This is a genomic window from Pseudoalteromonas sp. HL-AS1 (assembly GCF_031198785.1).
Classification (GTDB): domain Bacteria; phylum Pseudomonadota; class Gammaproteobacteria; order Enterobacterales; family Alteromonadaceae; genus Pseudoalteromonas; species Pseudoalteromonas distincta.
Genome location: NZ_CP133569.1, coordinates 692,793 through 713,375, shown reverse-complemented (window position 1 = coordinate 713,375; position 20,583 = coordinate 692,793). Strand labels below are relative to the sequence as shown.

Genomic DNA, 20,583 nt, shown 5'->3' with positions numbered 1-20,583 from the left:
TGCCTGCTTTACTTTGTTATATCACATACAAAAGCGAGTTTTTCATTGTTGTAACTCATTCTTGTTATACTTGTTTCGCAGTAGGCGCTTAAATTAAGCCATTGCGATACTTCATCACTTCCATCAAGTTTACGCTGATAAACGCGGTTTTTAATAGCATAAGCAATGGTCGCATTATCTTTTAAAATAAAATCTTGAACTTGAGCCGGTAACCTTAATAGGTCTTCAACTTGTTTATCTTGTGGATTAAAACTCGCTAAAATGTGTTGCTCGTTTTTAGTGTAACTAAATAAAAATGCAGCCATTGAGTTGTTATAAATAAGCGTTCGGCCAATATTACTGGCAGCTATTTCCCCCTTCGCTTGTGCAACTGAAGTATATTGAAGAGTGTGAGGCTTTCCTAAAATAAACATCACTAAATCATTTTGGACACCCCATGCATGGTATCCAACAGGTTCAATCCAATTAAAAATACGACTTGGCGCATCTTCATTTTTGAGTGGGTATTGCCACAATTTTTGCTTACCGTCAGCTTCTACAACAATCGCTGATATCGCATCACCACTTGGCATAACCGTTGGTGAATATTCGCTTACAGGAGAGTTAGTTATATTGGTAACTTTTTTTGACGTGAAATCATAATAAGCAATATCAGTTTGGCTTTGCCCTTTATTAATTACTTCATGAGTAAAGTATAAACCTGTACTTGTTAAGTGCGGTTGGTTGTTATAACTATTTTTATCGCTCACTATACTAACTTGTACCCCGAAAGGTGTATTTAAATCAGCAAGTAACACTTGGCTTTTTGGCATGCTAGCCTGCACCACTATTGGGCTCAGCGCTGCTATAGAAAATAATCCAAGTAATGGTTTAATAAGTTTCATGCTTTCTCTCGTTTTAATTTTAAGCACCTCATGATAACGTTATTTGCTGATGGCGTCACTTGAGCTAAGTCAGTCAACTCTTAAGATACCCAAACGACTTAAAATAATGTTAAGTTTAGTCTGGTTATAAAACCTGGTCCTAAAAAAGAGAATTAACATGTCAGCTAAAAATCCTATTATTGCGATTACGGGTTCATCTGGTGCGGGTACAACCACCACAACGAATGCAATTAAACATATTTTCCGTAGCCTTAATATTCAAGCGGCTTTTGTCGAAGGAGATAGCTTTCATCGTTACACTCGCCCCGAAATGGATAAAAAAGTTCGAGAGGCACAACAAGAAGGTAAACATATTAGTTACTTTGGCAGAGAGGCCAATGACTTTGGCGCTTTAAAAACGCTGTTTGAAAACTATAGCGAAACAGGTCAAGGAAAGCTACGCCGCTACTTACATACCTTTGATGAAGCCGTTCCGTACAATCAATTACCTGGTACATTTACACCTTGGCAAGATCTTGACCATAATACTGACATTTTGTTTTATGAAGGGTTACACGGTGGTGTAGTTGATCAAGATGTAGACGTTGCAAAGCATGTCGATTTATTAATAGGCATGGTTCCAATTATTAACCTTGAATGGATTCAAAAATTAATACGCGATACATCCGAACGAGGCCATTCTCGCGAAGCGGTTATGGGCTCTATTGTGCGCAGTATGGATGACTATATAAATCATATTACCCCGCAGTTTTCTCGTACCCATATTAATTTTCAACGCGTGCCGACCGTTGATACATCAAACCCATTTAGCGCCAAAGATATTCCATCTCTTGATGAAAGCTTTGTAGTTATTCGCTTTAGGGGTATTGATGATGTTGATTTTCCTTATTATTTACGGATGATCGAAGGCAGTTTTATGTCTCGTATTAATACGCTTGTAGTACCAGGGGGCAAAATGGGCTTAGCTATGGAGCTGGTTCTTACTCCACTTATTAAAGATATTATTTTGAAAAAGCGTGCACTGGAAAACTTAGCACCTTTGGATATACCTATTTAACTCCTCTTCTAAGATTGAGCTCTCTCACGTACACTGCTGATTTTAGTAACAATAAGGGACATTGTGTTGTACTCATTAAAAATTATTGTGGGTTCTAAAAACCCTGTAAAAATTAACGCGGCTAAACATATTTTTGCAATGTATTTCCCTGAACATGAAATTGATTGCCAAGGTGTTGATGCCCTATCCAATGTGCCAGATCAACCTATTGGCGAAGAAGAAACACGTGTTGGCGCACAAAACCGTGTTAATTATTGCAAAGAGCATTACCAAGCTCACTACTACGTGGCAATGGAAGGCGGTGCAGAGCAATTTAGCTATGGTGCAGCAACCTTTGCTTACGTAGTTATTGATAATGCCTTAAATCAGGTTGTAGGGCGCAGCAGCAACCTCCCCTTGCCTCAAGTGCTTTATAACGCCTTACTTAATGGCGAAGAGCTTGGCGATGTAATGGACAAAGCATTTAATACCACCAACGTTAAACAAAAAGGGGGCGCTATTGGGTTACTTACAAACAATCACGCCACGCGCGAAAGCACCTATACACAAGCACTCACTTTAGCTATGGCGCCCTTTCTACACGTAGATCTCTACAGCCAAACAAATTAATTTAGGAAGTTTAATGAAATACAACTATGTATTGTTTGATGCAGACGAAACCTTATTTAGGTTTGATATTTTAGCGGGCATGACTCGCATGTTTAAAGCTTACAACGTAGATTTTAGCCAAGACGATTATATTCATTATCAAAAAACCAATAAGCAGCTGTGGGTTGATTATCAAAATGGCACTATTAGCGCAGATTACTTACAAGTAACACGCTTTAATGAGTGGGCTTCAAAGCTTAAAGTGCCCGCAAAAGAGCTAAACGATGCTTTTTTAGATGCTATGGCGCAAATTTGCGAGCCATTACCTGGTGCTATTGAGCTTTTAAATAAACTTAAGCCAAATGCTCGATTGGGTATTATTACTAACGGATTTGCCCGCTTACAAACCGTACGCCTTGAGCATACTGGCTTAAAAGATATGTTTGAATGGTTAGTAATATCTGAACTTGTGGGTATAGCAAAACCAAATAAAGCGATTTTTGAGCACACATTTGAGCTAATGGGTAACCCAGATAAAAGCGAGATACTTATGGTGGGTGATACTGCTGCAAGTGACATACTTGGCGGCAACAATGCAGGTATTGATACTTGCTGGTTACAACACCCTGGTGAGCAATTAGCCGATGGAATAAAACCAACCTATACAGTAACTCATTTAAATCAGTTACAAGCTCTTTTAGAGTTATAATAGAGTAAATTTTACGCAAAAAAAATGACGCTAATTAGCGTCATTTTTTATAACTGTTTGTGAGCTGTTCTTTTACTGCTTTTAGGCTGGAGCTAACTCAAGACCGGGTGCAGGCATCGTCACAGGCGTTTCAAATGTTGCCCACTCCCATGCTGACTCTGTAGCCATAATTTTACGTAGTAATTTATTATTTAAATCATGACCCGATTTAAATGCAGTTACTTTACCCAAAAGATTATGACCTGTCATAAACATGTCACCAACACAGTCTAATATCTTGTGCTTAACAAACTCATCGCTATAACGTAAGCCATTAGGATTTAAAACTTTGAATTCATCAAGTACCACAGCACTATCCATGCTACCACCTAGCGCTAGGTTGTTTGCATGCATGTATTCAATATCTTTCATAAATCCAAAAGTACGCGCACGGCTAATTTCTTCAATAAAGCTTTGCGTTGTTATATCCAACCCAATACGTTGGCGACTTTCATTGATAGCTGGGTGGTTAAATGCAATCTCAAAGTCGATATGAAAACCATCATATGGTTCAACTTCAGCCCACTTACCATCTTCTTCAATGCGTACTTTTTCTTTAATACGGATAAAGCGTTTAGCAACGTTTTGTTCTTCAATTCCGCCTTTTTGTAACAGATATATAAATGGTAATGCACTACCATCCATAATCGGCACTTCTGAGCTGTCCAATTCTACAATTAGATTATCAATGCCCATTGCAGCAACAGCTGCAATAAGATGCTCAGTAGTTGATAAGCGAACACCATCTTTGTTAATTAAACAGGTACACAACTGCGTATCACCAACGGCTTCAGGTGTTGTTTCAAAATCAACAACCGGATCAAGGTCGACACGACGAAATACAATCCCAGTATTTGCGCTCGCAGGTCGGAGAGTTATTGTGACCTTCTCACCTTTATGAAGTCCAATTCCTATGGCTTTGACTACTTGTGCAATCGTACGCTGTTTAATCATAGGTATGCTCACTTTTAAATCAGTTACAGTTAGACGGCGGATTTTAACATAAATCCTTTTGCCTTTCAACATTTGTATATATTTCAAACAAAAGTATTATTAAATGTTAATCTGCCTGCTTACGTAAAAAAGCGGGAATATCAAAATAATCACCACCTTCTGATTTATCTGCTTTTTTACTATTTTGCGCTGAAGAACTTGAACTGCTTGAACTCGTTGAAGGCGCTTTTTCTTTACTTTGCGCTTGCTCTTTAGTCGTATTTTCTTCAGTGTTTGTATCTTGGCTTGCAAAGCTTGGTACGTACATACTGCTCGTTTGGTTTGATGTGCTTGCAACATCAGAACCTGATGCTTTTTTAAAGCCGTTATCAACAATACCAAACTGTGGACGACGATCGCCGCCTAAACCAGTTGCAACAACCGTTACACGTAGCTCATCAGTCATTTCTGGGTCGATTACCGCACCAACAACAACCGTTGCGTTTTCTGACGCAAGTGCTTTAACGTGATTACCAACAATTTCAAATTCTTCAATCGCAATGTCCATACCAGCGGTAATATTAACTAAGATACCTTTAGCACCTGTTAAATCAACGTCTTCTAGTAGTGGGCTTGAGATAGCGGCTTCTGCAGCTTCTTGTGCACGATCAGGACCTGACGCAGACGCCGTTCCCATCATTGCAGTACCCATTGCAGACATTACTGTTCTAACATCGGCGAAATCCACGTTAATTAAACCAGAACGTGTAATTAGCTCTGCTATACCTTGTACCGCACCAAATAATACGTCATTAGCTTTAGCGAAGGCATCTAGAAGTGTAGTCCCTTTCCCTAAAACTTTAAGCAATTTATTGTTAGGAATTGTAATAAGTGAATCTACAATTTCTGACAATTCATTAATGCCTTGTTCAGCGGCTGCTGCACGTTTTTTACCTTCAAAATCAAAAGGACGTGTTACAACTGCAACGGTTAAAATACCGAGTTCTTTAGCAATTTTAGCAACTACCGGTGCAGCACCAGTACCTGTACCACCGCCCATACCGGCTGCAATAAATACCATATCGGCGCCTTCAAGGCTGGCACGAATTGTATCTGCATCTTCTTCAGCCGACTTACGGCCTACTTCAGGGTTTGCGCCCGCACCCAACCCAGAGGTTATTTGTGTGCCTAGTTGAACTGTAATATCGGCAGCAGAGTTACGTAATGCTTGCGCATCCGTATTAGCGGCTATAAAACGCACGCCTTCTATTTGTTGTTTTACCATGTGCTCAACAGCGTTACCGCCACCACCGCCCACGCCGATTACTTTTATTACAGCTTCTTCGCTGTGTTGTTCCATTATATCAAACATGTTTACTCTCCGACTTGAGTCTTAAAACTCGCCTTGGAACCATTTAGTAATGCGGTTCCACCAATTATTGTTATCCTCTGCTTTCGACTTTTGTGCATTCATCGATTGCATGGTACGCCCGTATTGTAACAAACCAACAGCGGTTGCGTACGAAGGATCATCTACATAGTCTGTCAAACCAACCATCCCGATTGGTTTGCCTATTCTTACTGGCATTTGGAAGATGTCTTCTGCCACTTCCATAGCGCCAGTCATTTTAGCAGTTCCGCCTGTTATAACGAGACCTGCCGCAATTTGGTCTTCTAAGCCTGAACGACGAATTTCTTCCATCGCAAGCTCAAATAATTCTCTAAAACGAGGCTCTACCACCTCAGATAATGTATGGCGCGACATTAACCTTGCTGGTCGTCCGCCTACACTTGGTACTTCAATCGTGTCTTCGCTACTTGCCATTTGGCTACTAGCACATGCGTATTGTACTTTGAGTGACTCGGCATGTGATATAGGTGTGCGAAATATTTTTGCAATATCACCAGTAACTTGGTTACCCGCTACAGGTATAACCGCAGAGTGACGAAGTGCGCCATTAATATAAATGGTGATATCCATAGTACCGCCACCAATATCAAGTACTGCAACACCTAGCTCTTTTTCGTCATCTGTTAGTACAGAATAGCAAGACGCAAGTGCAGTAAAGATAAGTTGATCGACTTCAAGACCACAGCGTTCTACACATTTTTCGATATTTTTTGCCATATCGTTTGAGCACGTAATGATATGTGCACGCGCTTCCATACGAACGCCGCTCATGCCTAGTGGGTTTTTAATGCCCTCTTGCATATCAATGCTGTATTCTTGTGGCAATGCATGTAGCATTTTACGCTCTGCTGAAATAGGCACAGAACGCGCAATATGTATTACGTTTTCAATATCTTCGTCAGTGACTTCGGTGTTATTGATTGCCACCACACCACTTTCGTTTTGGCACTGTATATGTTTGCCAGAAATACCCAAATACACAGAGCTTATACGACAATCAGCCATTAACTCGGCCTCGTCTATTGCTCGTCGAATAGACTCAGACACTAAGTTTAAATCGTTAACGCCGCCTTTATCCATACCATGAGATACTTGGCTGCCCACACCAACAATGCTGAGCTTGTTATCTGCGGTGATTTCACCTACCGTGGCAACCACTTTCGAGGTGCCAACGTCTAATCCTATTACTAGGTTTCTTTCTGCTGACTTAGTCATGCCTTACTCTTATTTTGTAATTGTTCTTCTTGCATTGGCTTAAAGCTTACTGCAAGGCCGGTATCATACCGTAAATCGATTGTATCTACTTGTGCATCTGCACGTTGTTCCATTCGTGGATAAACGTCTATAAAACGTTGTACACGCTTGGCTTTATCTTTACGTCCTAAATTTAAGCGAATCCCGTTATCTAGCCAAAGTTGCCACGAAAAACGCTCCGATAATGCCAAACTTGTTAATGTTAAACCATTAACTCTGAGCATTTCATCAAATTGCTTAAAAGCAACCCACGCCTCTTCTTCGCTACCTTCTGGGCCATATAACTGCGGTAAGTTATCATCTAACTTATCGCTGCTGGCTTGAAATGCTTGGCCACTTTGGTTGAGCAACAAGTCGCTATTCCAGTGGGCAACTACTTCATGTTCAACTACATACACCTGTATAGTATCAGGCCATTGTTTACGTACCGAAGCGGTAGCAACCCAAGGCAAGTCTTGAACTAGCTGCTGCACGTGCTTAACATCAAGTTCAAAAAAACTACTTAAATCGGCTTTTTTAATTGCTTTTATAATTGCCGTTTCATCTGTGTATTTGGGATGCCCTTGCACTGTAAGGTGCTTAATTTGAGCATCTTTATTTTCAACTAACCAATCAGATACACCGGTGGTTATTTGTACTAAGCCTATAACCACAACCAGAAAAAAACTCACTCCAAAAATCAGCGACCAATTAAAGTTAAGTTGCTGTTTTAGTTGTTGAGCTTTTTCTAAAAGGGGATGCATATTAAAGCGTTTGCTCTAAAATGCGAACAACTAATTGTTCAAAAGTTGCCCCGTTCGCTTTTGCAGCCATCGGTACTAGTGACTTTTCAGTCATGCCTGGTACTGTATTTACTTCAAGCAGGTAAAAATTCCCTTGCTCGTCTTGCATAGCATCAACACGACCCCAACCACTTGCACCCACTAAATCAAACGCATCTAGCGATATGGCTTGTAAGTACTTAGTATCTTGCTCTGATAAATCTGCAGGGCAATGATACTGGGTTGTATTTGATTGATACTTAGCTTGGTAATCGTAAAAGCCATTAGGTGTCGTCATCTCAATGACTGGTTGTACATCCTCGCCAAGCACCGTAATTGTAAACTCACGACCAGTGATCCACTGCTCTACAAGTACTTGGTTATCAAACTTAAATGCATTAGCTAGTGCATCTTCAAGCTCTTGTGTTGTACTTGCTTGCGCCATACCTATGCTTGAACCTTCATGCGATGGCTTAACCATTACCTTTTTAAATTCATCCATAATGGCTTTAGCATCAAAACCTTTTTTAGCATCAACTACGGTATAAGGTGCAGTGCTTAAACCCGCTGATTTAAATAAGTGCTTACAACGTACTTTATCCATAGCAAGTGCTGAACCTAGTACATTACTGCCCGTGTAAGGCAAGTTCATAAATTCAAGTGCTCCCTGCACTGTGCCGTCTTCGCCACCACGGCCATGCAAAGCAATAAAAACGCGATCTACATTTAATTCTTTTAACTCCCACAAAGAACGACTTTGTGGGTCAAATGCAATTGCATCAATACCACTATTTTGCAGCGCATTTAAAACAGCCTGACCCGATCGTAAAGACACTTCACGCTCTGCTGAGTTACCACCTAGCAGTACCGCTACTTTACCAAATTGTGTGTTTACCTGAGTCATACTTCACCTTGCTTAAGTTTTTCTATCGACATACCCGTTGCAGCTAATGTTTTAACTAACTGGCCTATATTACCAGCGCCTTGGGTTAATACTAAATCATTGTTTTGTAAATTTGCGGCCAAAACACCTGCAAGCTCAGCATTTGTTGCTACGTGCAGCGGCTCTTTGCCACGTTGGCGAAGGCTACGACATAAGCTTTTGCTGTCTGCCCCCACAATAGGATCTTCACCAGCGCTATACACATCAAGTAATAGCAACTGATCTACATCAGCAAGTACTTTTACAAAATCTTCGTATAAGTCGCGTGTACGAGAAAACCTATGAGGTTGATAAACCATTACTAAACGCTTATCAGGCCAACCTTCACGTACTGCTGCAATTGTTGCTGCAACTTCTGAAGGGTGATGCCCGTAATCATCAACTAACATCACATTGCCCCGCTCGTTTTCAAATTCACCATAATGCTGAAAACGACGACCAATGCCTTCAAACTTATGCAGCGCTTCTAAAATTGCATGATTCGCAATGTTTTGATCTTTTGCAACAGCAATCGCAGCGGTTGCATTAAGTGCATTGTGTCTACCTGGCATATTTAACGTGGCAGTTAAACACTCTCCTTGCTTGTTAGTTACTGTAAATGTGCACGTATTAGCTGATTGGCTAAAGTCGCTCATGCGATAATCAGCATCCTTCGATTCGCCATACGTGATAACTGGGCGACCAAAGCGAGGGATAAGCTCTGCAGCAACTTCAGAATCAATACATACAACAGCTAAACCATAAAACGGCAAGTTATGAATAAAATCGACATACGTGTCTTTCATTTTTTCAAGACTGCCGCCGTAAGTATCCATGTGATCTTCTTCAATATTTGTGATCACCGAGACCATTGGCTGTAAGTGTAAAAACGACGCATCGCTTTCATCAGCTTCTGCTATTAAAAAATCACTTTTACCTACTTTTGCGTTACTACCTGCGCTATTTAACAAGCCACCAATAATAAAAGTTGGATCGAGCCCTGCTTGTCCATAAATACTTGCAATTAGGCTTGTTGTCGTTGTTTTACCATGCGTACCCGCAATCGCTATACCGTGGCGAAAACGCATTAGCTCTGCGAGCATTTCTGCGCGGCGCACAACAGGGATTCTTGCGGCTTTGGCTGCAATAATTTCAGGGTTTTTTTCATCAATCGCGCTTGAAACAACCACTACATTGGCATCTTTCACGTTATTTTCATGATGGCCAATAAATACCTCAGCACCGGCTTTAATTAAGCGATCTGTCATAGCGCTATGAGCAATGTCAGAACCTGTAATACGGTAGCCTTCAAAAGCGAGTACTTCAGCAATACCGCCCATACCGGCTCCACCAATACCAATAAAGTGAATGGTTTCTATTCGGCGCATTGCTGGGCGCGTGTGTTTTTCTTGTACTGACGTTTCTTTCACTTATTTTCTCTTATTTGTTACTTGCTCACAGTGCGTTGCTACGCTTGCTGTGGCATCTAAAATGGCTTGTTTTTTTGCATTTGTAGCCATTTCAGTAATTAATGAAGGTTGGGCTAAATATGGGCTTAATAGTTCAACAATTGATTGTTTATTAAACTGCCCTTGTGGCATTAATAATGCGCCATTAGCCATCACTAAATATTGTGCGTTTGCTGTTTGATGGTCGTCCACTGCATGTGGAAAAGGAACAAAAACAGCCATTTTACCTGCCGCTGCAATTTCGCTAACAGTTAATGCACCTGCGCGACAAACAACAATATCAGCCCAGCTATACGCCGCGTCCATATCATCAATAAATTCAGCTATTTTTGTATTACCATCCGCAAAGCCATGCATTTTATAAGCTGTTTCTACAGTAGATAAATGACCCTTACCTGTTTGATGCCATACGCTTATAGGAGCTGTATTATTTAGTACTTTAAATGCTTCTGGTAATGTTTGATTAAGCACTTGTGCACCGAGCGAGCCCCCTACCACTAAAATATTAATAGGGCTTGATACATCGCGTTTGGCTATATTCATAACGCTTTGGCGAACTGGGTTACCTACTAGCTCGGCTTGACCCTGTGCAAAAGCACTTGGAAATGCTGCTAATACACGTGTAGCCACCTTAGCTAGCAGTTTATTGCTCATACCCGCTACAGCGTTTTGCTCGTGAATAACTAACGGAATACCTAAACTCTTTGCGGCAATTCCCGTGGGTCCCGTAACATAACCGCCCATTGCAAGTACTACATCAGGGCGCTGTTCTTTCAATACCTTACGCGCTTGCAATACTGCATTAACTACCATGAATGGGGCTTTAATAAGACGTTTTAATCCGTTACCACGAACACCTTTTACATTAATAAAATCAATATCTATATTATGCTTAGGTACAACGCTTGCTTCCATTCGATCTGGTGTGCCAATCCAGCTAACTTGCCAGTCCTGCTGTTTTAAATAATCAGCCACTGCAATACCAGGAAAAATGTGTCCGCCAGTTCCACCAGCCACTACTACTAATTTTTTACTCATCGCTTACCTCCACCTGAGGTGGCTTGCTTGGTTGCCATTTTGGTTTCAAAATCTACGCGCAATAAGATGCCCGTGGCAATGGTCATAATTAACAAGCTTGAACCACCATAAGAAATAAATGGCAGGGTTAAACCCTTAGTTGGCAAAATACCCGCGCTCGCACCTACATTCACCATGGTTTGAAATGCAAACCAAATACCAATGGCAAACGAAAAATAGCCTTCGTATTCTTTGCCACACTTAAGCGCTTGTTGGCCTATTAATAACGCTCTAAATACTAAAGTAGCTAATACCATTAAAATACTCACAACGCCTATTAAACCAAGTTCTTCACCTATTACAGCAAAAATAAAATCGTTATGCGCTTCAGGTAAATATTGCAGTTTTTGTACACTGTTACCTAAGCCTTGGCCAAACCAACCACCTTGGCTATAAGCCATTAGCGATTGAACCAACTGATAACCTTTACCAAAAGGATCATCCCAAGGGTCTAAAAAGCCAACAACACGCGCCATTCGATATGGTTCAACAATAATCAGTAATACAACTAAACCGACGCCAGTTAGAATAAGTACAAAGAACTGCCATAATTTAGCGCCAGCTAAAAACAGTAAACCAACCGTTGTTACAAACATAACAACCACTGTGCCTAAATCAGGTTGCAGCAAAATAAGCAGCGCATACACTGCAAATACAGCTATTGGCTTTGCAAAGCCTTTAATATTTTCTTGTACTTCTTCGCGTTTTCTTACCAAATAACCCGCAATATAACTAAAAAAGTATAATTTAGCGGCCTCAGCCACCTGAAAACCAACAGGTCCAATAGGTATCCATCGTTTAGCACCATTCACTTCACGCCCAACAATCAATACCGCTATTAACAGCACCATGCCTAGTATTAATAAATAAGGGTTGGATCGTTTCCACCAATCCATTGGCACACAAACACTTATCCAAAAAAGCACAAAAGACATTGCCAAAAACATGCTGTGGCGAATAGTAATATGGTATGGGTCATCAAATAACCGCTCAGCGGTCGGCATTGAAGCGCTGGTTACCATGATAAAACCAACACCAATTAACATAATTACGCAGTACAGCAGCGGTACATCATACAACTGACCTGAAGGTTTTGGTGTTAATGCATCTCTTATATCGGCAAAAGCAATCATAGTCGCCCTGCCATAACACGTTGAATAAAGTCATCACCACGTTGCATATAGTTGTTATACATATCAATGCTGGCACATGCAGGTGCTAACAAAACAATATTGCCTGTACTACTAAGTACGTTGGCCAAAGCAACGGCTTCTTCCATGTTGTTAGTTAAATAGCTCTTATTGGTAATCGCAGCTAAGTCACTTGCATCTTTACCAAAACAAATTAATGCTTTTACATGCTGTTCTATGTAGGGTTTAAGTGCGTTTAAATCAGCGCCTTTAGCATCGCCACCTGCAATAACAATCAGGTTTTCACCATCACTAGCCAAACTATCTATTGCAGCAATGGTCGCTCCAACATTCGTTGCCTTTGAATCGTTAAAATACTTTACACCGTTAAGCTCAGCTACAAATTGGCAGCGATGAGCCAATCCATTAAATTGACCTAACGCGTTCTTATATTGCGCTTTACTTACTTCAAACGGACTTAAAAGCGCCATTACTGCAAGCGTATTTAAATAATTGTGCTTACCCACTACCGCAAGCGTATCAACAGGTAAAAATGCATCGCCTTTAAGCATAAAATGAGTTTCGCCATTATGCTGCGCTAAATGGTAATCACCTTGTTGAGCACCAAAGCTGATTAGGGGGGTTGTACCGCGCTCAACTGGATGTGTTTGAATATCGTCGGCATTGACAACAATAAGCTCTGCACCGTCATAAATACTTAGCTTTGAGTCTATATAAGCTTGGTAACTGTCGTATCGGTCAAGGTGATCTTCTGACACATTTAATACCGTTGCACTCACGGGTTTTAAACTCGTTGTGGTATCTAGCTGAAAACTAGATAACTCAAGTACATACACATCAAAATCATCGTTGAGTAAATCAAGCACCGCGGTGCCAATATTCCCACCCAAAGCAACTTTATAGCCGGCTTCTTTTAATACTTCATAAGCGAGCGTAACCACGGTTGATTTACCGTTAGAGCCCGTAACAGCAACAACTGGTTTTGTATTAATACGAGCAAACAACTCAACGTCGCCAATCACTTCAACACCTGCGTTAATTGCATTTTCAACAGCTGGTATTTTTAAGCTAAGCCCAGGGCTTATAATAATCATATTGCTTGAACAAAGCTCAGCGTCATCCAAATTACCAAAGTGGGTATCTAGATTTGATGCGTGCTCTTTTAACCAATCAATCCCCGGTGGGGTTACTCGGCTATCAACGACCTTTGGTGTGAGGCCATGAGATAATAGAAAACGCACAATGCCCAGACCGGTTACACCGAGTCCGAGCACTGTTATTTGTTTGTTTTTTATCTCGTTTAAATACTGCATTTATCGAATCTTTAAAGTAGCTAAGCCAGCAAGCACTAGCACAACAGAAATAATCCAAAAGCGCACAATAACGCGAGGCTCTGGCCAACCTTTTAATTCATAATGATGATGAATCGGCGCCATTCTAAAAATACGTTGACCGCGTAATTTATACGACCCCACTTGTAATATTACCGATAGTGCTTCCATTACAAATACACCACCCATAATAATAAGTAGTAACTCTTGGCGTACTAAAACAGCAATAATACCTAATGCGCCACCAAGTGCTAATGAGCCAACATCGCCCATAAATACTTGTGCTGGGTAAGTGTTAAACCATAAAAAGCCAAGCCCTGCGCCCACAATGGCAGTACACACAACCACAAGCTCACTCGCTAGCGGTAAATGTGGAATATGTAAGTAAGCCGAAAAGTTAATATTACCTGTTAAGTAAGCAATAATTGCCAATGCTGCAGCCACCAAAATAATTGGCACAATCGCCAAGCCATCTAAACCATCTGTCAGGTTTACCGCGTTTGATGTACCTACTATGGCAAAATACGTAAGCACAATATAAAACAAACCTAATTGTGGTAATACGTCTTTAAAAAATGGAACAACAAGAGATGTCTCAGATGCTTGTGCACTGGTAAAGTACAAAGCAGTAGCTACAACTAATGCAATGACCGATTGCCAAAAGTACTTCCACTTAGCAATTAAACCTTTTGGGTCTTTACGAATAACTTTACGGTAATCATCAACAAAACCAACAATACCTAATGAGCCAATTACAAACAGTGTTGCCCACACATATTTATTTGATAAATCGGCCCAAAGTAGCGTGCTGGTAAAAATAGCCGCTAAAATAAGTAAGCCACCCATTGTCGGTGTACCCGACTTAGACAAATGCGATTGCGGACCATCGTCGCGAACTGTTTGACCTATTTGCATACGTTGCAAACCACGAATTAACTTAGGCCCTAAATAAAGAGACATAATTAACGCAGTTAAAATACCTAAAATGGCACGTAGCGTTAAATACGAAAAAACATGAAAACCACTAAAATACTGTGTTAAATACTCTGCCAGCCAAACTAACATTATGATACTCCATTGATGGCTTGTTGCTGGCCATTAACTAAATCGGTTACTAATAATTCCATGCGAGAACTGCGCGATCCTTTCACTACTATTGTTGTTTTTTTATTCACTTTATTAATACTTTCTTGAATTTTTTGCTGCATCTGTTCGCGGCTCGAAAAGTGGCGATTAGGAAGTTCAAACACATCACTTGCGTATTTACTTAACACGCCTAATGTAAATAACTCATCAATCCCTTGTTCAAGTGCATACTCGCCAACTTCTTTATGGTACTTACGTGCATCTTCACCAAGCTCACCCATATCTCCGAGTGCTAAAATGCGGTGACCTTGCATATCACTTAACAAGTCAATCGCAGCCTTTACCGACTTAACATTGGCATTATAGGTGTCATCAACCACGGTAAGTAAATCAGACACTTCAATTAAATTAACGCGCCCTTTTACATCACCCATTGTGGCAAGTGCATTGGCTATTTCTTCAAGGGTTACATCAAATTCACTGGTCAGCGCCGCAGCGATAAGTGCATTACTAATATTATGCTTACCAGGTAGTGCCAAAGTAACAGGCACTTGCTTGTTTTTAGTGCAAAGCGTAAAGCTTGCACGTGCATTGGCATCAAGCGTGATGTTCTCTGCCCAAATGTCTAGTTTTTCGGTTGTAGAAAAGCGTTTAACATTACGCCCTTCAAGTTTATCTAACCAATACTGGCTAAATTCACTATCGCAATTAACAATGGCAACGCCGTCATCTTTTAGGCCATCAAAAATCTCACCTTTAGCTTTTGCAACGCCCATTAAGCTACCAAAACCTTCTAAGTGAGCTGCTGCAACATTACATACAACGGCCACATCTGGTTTTGTCATTGCCGTTGTGTAAGCAATTTCACCTAAGTGATTTGCACCTAGCTCAATAACAGCAAAACGATGTTGAGGCTCTAAGCGCAATAACGTAAGAGGGACGCCAATATCGTTGTTAAAATTACCTTTAGTAGCTAATACATCACCGTGAACCGACAAAATTGCCGCACACATTTCTTTTACGGTGGTTTTGCCTACACTCCCTGTAATTGCAATTGTTTTAGGCGCCACTTGGGCCATAACAGCGGTGCCAATTGTACCTAGTGCAATACGTGTATCGCTTACTATAAATTGTGGAATATCTACATCAACTTTGTGCTGAACAATAACGCCTATAGCGCCTTTTTGTTTAGCCTCAGCTATAAATTTATGGCCATCAAAATTTGGCCCTTTAAGTGCTAAAAACACTTCGCCATCGTACACTGTGCGAGTATCAGTATTTATATTTAGCACGTGTTGATTATCACCTTGATAATCAGTTGTTAGCACATTAGCTAACCAATCAAAATCCATTGGGATCATTGTGTTATCCCTCTTACTGCTTTTTTTAGTTGTTCTTGTACATAGCGGCGATCGCAAAAGTCGATGCGCTTATCGCCTATAATTTGATAATCTTCGTGGCCTTTACCTGCAATCAAAATAACATCATCAGCTGTAGCATTTTCTATAGCAAAACGAATTGCAGTTGCTCTATCTGCCTCTAAATGTGCATTTTGTGGATGGGTTAGACCGCCTGCTATATCTGCAAAAATGTCATCAGGGTTTTCTGTTCGAGGGTTATCGCTGGTAATAATCACTTTATTAGCGTTTTGCTCTGCAGCTTGCGCCATTAATGCGCGCTTACCTTTGTCTCTGTCGCCACCGCAACCAAATACACAACTTACACCACCTGGCACATGCAACTGCAATGCTTGTAATGCAAGTGCAAGTGCATCGGGTGTATGGGCGTAATCAACAACACACGTTGGCATGCCAGCTTGACTAAAAGCTTGCATTCGACCAGCGACTGGCTGTAACTGCGCACAACCAGCAACTAGTTGCTCAAGCGGATAACCTAGCCCTAGTAATGTAGCGAGCGCTGCCGTTAAGTTATATAAGTTGAATTCGCCAAACAGAGGCGATTTAATTGAAATATTACCCCAACTTGTCGACAACTGCGCCGAAATACCTTCATTTGAATATTCAACATCAGAAAAATAAACGTATCGGGCATTCTTAGGAGCTAAGTTTTTGCGGCCATAACAAATTAGGTTATTAAAATCATACTTTTCAAGCCATTGCTCAGCTTGAAAGTCATCTTGATTAAGCACTACAACTTGCGGTTCAAAATCACGGAAAAGCATTAATTTCGCATCACCGTAACTTGCCATGTCACAATGGTAATCTAAGTGATCGCGCGAAAGATTAGTAAACACAGCCGCTTTAAACTGACATTTAGCAACGCGTTGTTGCACTAACCCATGAGATGATACTTCCATGGCTACCAGCTTTTTATGCTGCGAATTTAAATCGCTCAAAATATGCTGTAAATCAACTGTTGAAGGCGTTGTGTTTATCAGTGGAATTAAGTTATCAGGATGGCCATAACCTAAAGTACCTATAATAGCCGACTCAGTACTACAAAATTGTGCTAAGTGGGCAATCATTGCTGTGGTGGTCGATTTACCATTTGTACCTGTCACACCAATTAAATCAAGAGTCTGACTTGGTTGGCTATAAAAGCGACTAGCTAATTCTGGAAGCTTTTTATCAAGCTCTGAGACTAAATACAGTGGCTCAAAACTGCTTTCAAATTCACATAATCTGTCAGCAATGATAGCTATTGCGCCATTTTCAATTGCTTTAGCAATAAATTGTCCGCCATCAAGTGTATGGCCTTTAATAGCAACAAATACATCACCTGGCGTTACTTCACGGCTATCAAGGCGTAAATGCTTTACCAGTTGCGAGGGCGCATCTATTTCGATGTATTTTAAAATATCCTTTAAATCACGCATCGTTATCTTTACCTTGTACGTACGCAACCTCTTCCTTGTCAGGCGCTACGTTTAATATTCTTAATGCGTTAGAGATGATTTCTGCAAATGCAGGGCCAGCGGTGGCACCTCCATAGTACACATCACCACCTGGTTCATTAATCATAACTACCACGGCTAAACGAGGGTTACTTGCCGGTGCTACACCTGCAAAGTAACCTACATATTCATCACCATAACCACCTGCTACGGCTTTTTTAGATGTACCTGTTTTACCGGCAGCACGATACCCATCAACTTTTATGTTGCGAGCAGTACCGTCTTTTTCAAATACACTTTCCATCATGTGGACTACGGCTTCTACGTCTTTTTGTTTAAAAATACGTTCGCCTTCAGGTATATTATCTTGCTTTAAAATAGTCAGTGGTCGATTAACTCCACCAGCGCCTAACATGGTATAAAAGCGCGCCATTTGCGCAGTACTTACCGAAATTGCATAACCAAATGATAAAGTTGCAATTTCAAAGTCTGACCAGCGACGATTTGGATAAAACAAACCACTGCTTTCACCTACCATTCCAGTACCGGTGTCACTGCCAAAGCCTACTTTTTGATATAAGCCAACAAGGTAATCTTTAGGCACTAACTGAGTAACCTTCGCAACCCCCATATTTGAGGAGTACTTTAGTATTTCGCGCAGTGTTAGTTCGCCATGATTACGAGTATCTCTAACTAAACTACCACCTAAACGCATCCAACCTGGGTAGGTATCAATCGTGTCATCTGCCTGAATGGCGCCGTAGTCTAGCCCAGCCAAAATGGCTAGAGGCTTAACAGTTGAGCCTGGTTCAAACAAATCTGTAATTGCGCGATTACGACGCTTATGAGGTGCAGCATCGCTTAAGTTATTTGGATTAAATGAAGGACTATTTACCATTGCCAGCACTTCACCGGTTTTAACATCAACTACCATAGCTGAGCCCGATGTGGCTTTGTAAGTCAGTACAGCTGATTTTACAGCTTTGTAGGCAATAGCTTGAATTCGTTGGTCAATACTTAGTTCTATACTTTCTGGCTCTACGCGCTCACGCTCGTCAAGCACTTCTACTTCACGCCCTTGTGCGTCTTTACGTATAGTGCGGCGGCCTTCCTCGCCCGTTAAAGCGTTTTCGTATAGCTTTTCAATGCCTTCAATGCCTTTACCGTCTATATTAGTAAAACCAATAACATGCGCGGTAACCTCACCGGCGGGGTAATAGCGTTTAGATTCATCTAGTAAATGAATACCTGGTAGGCGTAAATCGCCAATATAATTTGCTACAGCAGGAGTAACTTGGCGCTTTAAATAAACAAAGCGACGCGAGGGATCGTTTAATAGTCGAGAGTTAATCTTCTTAGGATCAATACGCAATACATCAGCAAGCTCACGCCAGCGTAAATCGTTTTTATAATAAAGTGCAGTACGCTTATCAAGCTCAGCGGTATTTTCAGCTAAAGATAAATGATCTTCGCCGCTTTTACGTGCTTGTTTAATTACTTTAGAGACTAGCGACTTGTGCAATGCTTTAGGATCAGCATATACACTTACAACAGGCACACTTACCGCTAACTCTTTACCATTACGGTCAAAAATCATCCCGCGTTGCACATGTAGTTTTTCAACGCGCACGGTACGTTTGTCACTTTCTGAACGTGCTTTATCAGGTTCTATTACTTGTAAATAAGCAGCGCGAGATACGAGTGTTACAAACACCATAAACACAACTGCACACACCAGCATAAAGCGCCATGTGATTAAATTAGTGACTGGTTTTTTGCCTCTATTTCTCATTGTACTATTATTACCTGCTCATCTTGACTCTTAGGTCTTTTCATTTTCAATTGTGATGTAGCTACTTCTTCAATGCGTGCATGTTGCGAATAAAATTCTTCTTCAACAAGTAAGTAGCGCCACTCTAAATCGAGCTCATCGCGTTCTTGTAATAATTGATCTTGCTGTATAAGTTGGCCACGAGCTAAGTGGGTTGTTTGCACAACAGCTAAACTAGAAGCGAATATCACAACCAACAAGGCCGAGGTTAGCTTATTAGCTCCTAGGCCTTTTAATATTTCAAAGAATAAATTAGGTTGCCGATAGCTCGCTTTTTTACTCATCCCAACCTCTGTGCAATCCTAAGTACAGAACTACGAGAACGTGGATTGCGCTCTACTTCTGCAGCACTTGGCTTAATAGCTTTACCCACTGCTTTTAACGTCAGATTTTTATTTATTTGTGCATCAGTTAAAGGCAGACCTCTGGGTAATGCTTCTCCCTTACTCTGTTTTCTAATAAACTGTTTTACAATACGGTCTTCTAAAGAATGAAACGAAATCACCACTAAACGTCCGCCTGGCTTTAGCACTTTAACTGCAGACTGAAGCGCAGTTTGAATTTCTTCAAGCTCACTATTAATGTAAATACGAATAGCCTGAAAAGTACGGGTAGCTGGGTGTTTAAACTTATCTTTTACCGGTACAGCTTCATCAACAAGGTCAGCAAGCTGCTTGGTAGTTGTGATTGGCGTGTGCTCACGAACTTCAAGTACTTTGTGTGCAATGCGTTTACCAAACTTTTCTTCGCCCAATTTTTTAATTACGTGGGTAATATCATCCAACTCAGCCTCTGCTAACCACTGTGCTGCACTGCGACCTGTTGTAGGGTCCATACGCATATCGAGTGGGCCGTCTTTCATAAAACTAAAGCCACGCTCAGCGTCATCTAGTTGTGGTGACGAAACACCAATGTCTAATAAAATGCCATCGACTTTACCAATTAGATCGTTTTGCTGTGCTACTTCGTATAAGTTTGAAAAGCGAGTGTGTGCAATTGCAAAACGTGGGTCATCAGCAAATTTTTCAGCTGATTGTATTGCTTGTGGATCTTGGTCAATTGCTTGCAGGCGACCTTCATCACCAAGGCGTGCTAAAATTTGCCCAGAGTGGCCACCACGTCCAAATGTACCATCCATGTATATACCGTCTGGCTTAATTGCAAGAGCATCGATGGTCTCATCCATTAATACGGATACGTGTTCAAATTGCGCTGTCATTAGCTAT

General features: G+C 40.9%; 19 protein-coding genes. 3 read left to right on the top strand and 16 right to left on the bottom strand.

The genetic code is table 11. The features are described 5' to 3' along the window. Positions 1-8: 8 nt before the first annotated feature. Positions 9-884, bottom strand: coding sequence for a hypothetical protein (locus tag RB214_RS03375; RefSeq protein ID WP_309168376.1), 876 nt, complete (start codon positions 882-884; stop codon positions 9-11). A 157-nt stretch (positions 885-1,041) separates the two neighbouring features. Here RB214_RS03375 and RB214_RS03370 point away from each other — a divergent pair, with 157 nt between their 5' ends. The 3 genes from RB214_RS03370 (at position 1,042) to yjjG (ending at position 3,238) form a co-directional block, all read left to right on the top strand. Next, on the top strand, positions 1,042-1,941 hold the full coding sequence (locus RB214_RS03370; protein WP_002958002.1) for a phosphoribulokinase: 900 nt from the start codon (positions 1,042-1,044) through the stop codon (positions 1,939-1,941). Positions 1,942-2,004: 63 nt separating this feature from the next. Continuing rightward, positions 2,005-2,550 carry an inosine/xanthosine triphosphatase gene (yjjX, locus tag RB214_RS03365; RefSeq protein WP_096040826.1) on the top strand — a complete coding sequence of 182 codons (546 nt, stop codon included), beginning with the start codon at positions 2,005-2,007 and terminating at the stop codon, positions 2,548-2,550. Positions 2,551-2,563: 13 nt separating this feature from the next. Next, positions 2,564-3,238 (top strand): pyrimidine 5'-nucleotidase, encoded by a 675-nt coding sequence (yjjG, locus tag RB214_RS03360; RefSeq protein ID WP_309168375.1) that lies wholly within the window; start codon positions 2,564-2,566, stop codon positions 3,236-3,238. 81 nt (positions 3,239-3,319) lie between these two features. On the opposite strand, the gene lpxC is transcribed toward yjjG, so the two are convergent. The 15 genes from lpxC to rsmH form a co-directional block, all read right to left on the bottom strand. Beyond that, positions 3,320-4,231, bottom strand: coding sequence for a UDP-3-O-acyl-N-acetylglucosamine deacetylase (gene lpxC / locus RB214_RS03355; RefSeq protein WP_002957999.1), 912 nt, complete (start codon positions 4,229-4,231; stop codon positions 3,320-3,322). A 106-nt stretch (positions 4,232-4,337) separates the two neighbouring features. Further along, entirely contained in the window at positions 4,338-5,582 is a 1,245-nt protein-coding gene (gene ftsZ / locus RB214_RS03350; RefSeq protein WP_002957998.1) for a cell division protein FtsZ, read from the bottom strand. Positions 5,583-5,603: 21 nt separating this feature from the next. Next, positions 5,604-6,836, bottom strand: a complete 1,233-nt coding sequence (gene ftsA, locus RB214_RS03345; protein WP_007582937.1) for a cell division protein FtsA — start codon at positions 6,834-6,836, stop codon at positions 5,604-5,606. Continuing rightward, positions 6,833-7,618 carry a cell division protein FtsQ/DivIB gene (locus RB214_RS03340; protein WP_002957996.1) on the bottom strand — a complete coding sequence of 262 codons (786 nt, stop codon included), beginning with the start codon at positions 7,616-7,618 and terminating at the stop codon, positions 6,833-6,835. Before RB214_RS03340 ends, ftsA begins: the two co-directional genes overlap by 4 nt. A gap of 1 nt (position 7,619) precedes the next feature. Then, entirely contained in the window at positions 7,620-8,540 is a 921-nt protein-coding gene (locus RB214_RS03335) for a D-alanine--D-alanine ligase (protein ID WP_024596374.1), read from the bottom strand. After that, entirely contained in the window at positions 8,537-9,988 is a 1,452-nt protein-coding gene (gene murC / locus RB214_RS03330; protein ID WP_309168374.1) for a UDP-N-acetylmuramate--L-alanine ligase, read from the bottom strand. Before murC ends, RB214_RS03335 begins: the two co-directional genes overlap by 4 nt. Then, a complete protein-coding gene (gene murG / locus RB214_RS03325; RefSeq protein ID WP_309168373.1) occupies positions 9,989-11,065 on the bottom strand; it encodes an undecaprenyldiphospho-muramoylpentapeptide beta-N-acetylglucosaminyltransferase in 1,077 nt (358 codons plus the stop codon). Beyond that, a complete protein-coding gene (gene ftsW / locus RB214_RS03320) occupies positions 11,062-12,237 on the bottom strand; it encodes a cell division protein FtsW (RefSeq protein ID WP_024596377.1) in 1,176 nt (391 codons plus the stop codon). Before ftsW ends, murG begins: the two co-directional genes overlap by 4 nt. Beyond that, a complete protein-coding gene (gene murD, locus RB214_RS03315) occupies positions 12,234-13,568 on the bottom strand; it encodes a UDP-N-acetylmuramoyl-L-alanine--D-glutamate ligase (RefSeq protein ID WP_309168372.1) in 1,335 nt (444 codons plus the stop codon). The genes ftsW and murD overlap by 4 nt, the downstream gene beginning before the upstream one ends. Next, a complete protein-coding gene (gene mraY, locus RB214_RS03310) occupies positions 13,569-14,651 on the bottom strand; it encodes a phospho-N-acetylmuramoyl-pentapeptide-transferase (protein WP_002957990.1) in 1,083 nt (360 codons plus the stop codon). Beyond that, positions 14,651-16,033 carry a UDP-N-acetylmuramoyl-tripeptide--D-alanyl-D-alanine ligase gene (murF, locus tag RB214_RS03305; RefSeq protein WP_309168371.1) on the bottom strand — a complete coding sequence of 461 codons (1,383 nt, stop codon included), beginning with the start codon at positions 16,031-16,033 and terminating at the stop codon, positions 14,651-14,653. The genes mraY and murF overlap by 1 nt, the downstream gene beginning before the upstream one ends. Continuing rightward, entirely contained in the window at positions 16,030-17,508 is a 1,479-nt protein-coding gene (gene murE, locus RB214_RS03300) for a UDP-N-acetylmuramoyl-L-alanyl-D-glutamate--2,6-diaminopimelate ligase (protein ID WP_309168370.1), read from the bottom strand. The genes murF and murE overlap by 4 nt, the downstream gene beginning before the upstream one ends. After that, on the bottom strand, positions 17,501-19,318 hold the full coding sequence (locus RB214_RS03295; RefSeq protein ID WP_002957987.1) for a peptidoglycan glycosyltransferase FtsI: 1,818 nt from the start codon (positions 19,316-19,318) through the stop codon (positions 17,501-17,503). The genes murE and RB214_RS03295 overlap by 8 nt, the downstream gene beginning before the upstream one ends. Next, entirely contained in the window at positions 19,315-19,641 is a 327-nt protein-coding gene (gene ftsL / locus RB214_RS03290; RefSeq protein WP_309168369.1) for a cell division protein FtsL, read from the bottom strand. The genes RB214_RS03295 and ftsL overlap by 4 nt, the downstream gene beginning before the upstream one ends. Next, the gene (gene rsmH / locus RB214_RS03285; protein WP_024606338.1) at positions 19,638-20,576 is read right to left on the bottom strand and encodes a 16S rRNA (cytosine(1402)-N(4))-methyltransferase RsmH; all 939 of its coding nucleotides are present in this window, start codon (positions 20,574-20,576) and stop codon (positions 19,638-19,640) included. Before rsmH ends, ftsL begins: the two co-directional genes overlap by 4 nt. Positions 20,577-20,583 lie beyond the last annotated feature (7 nt).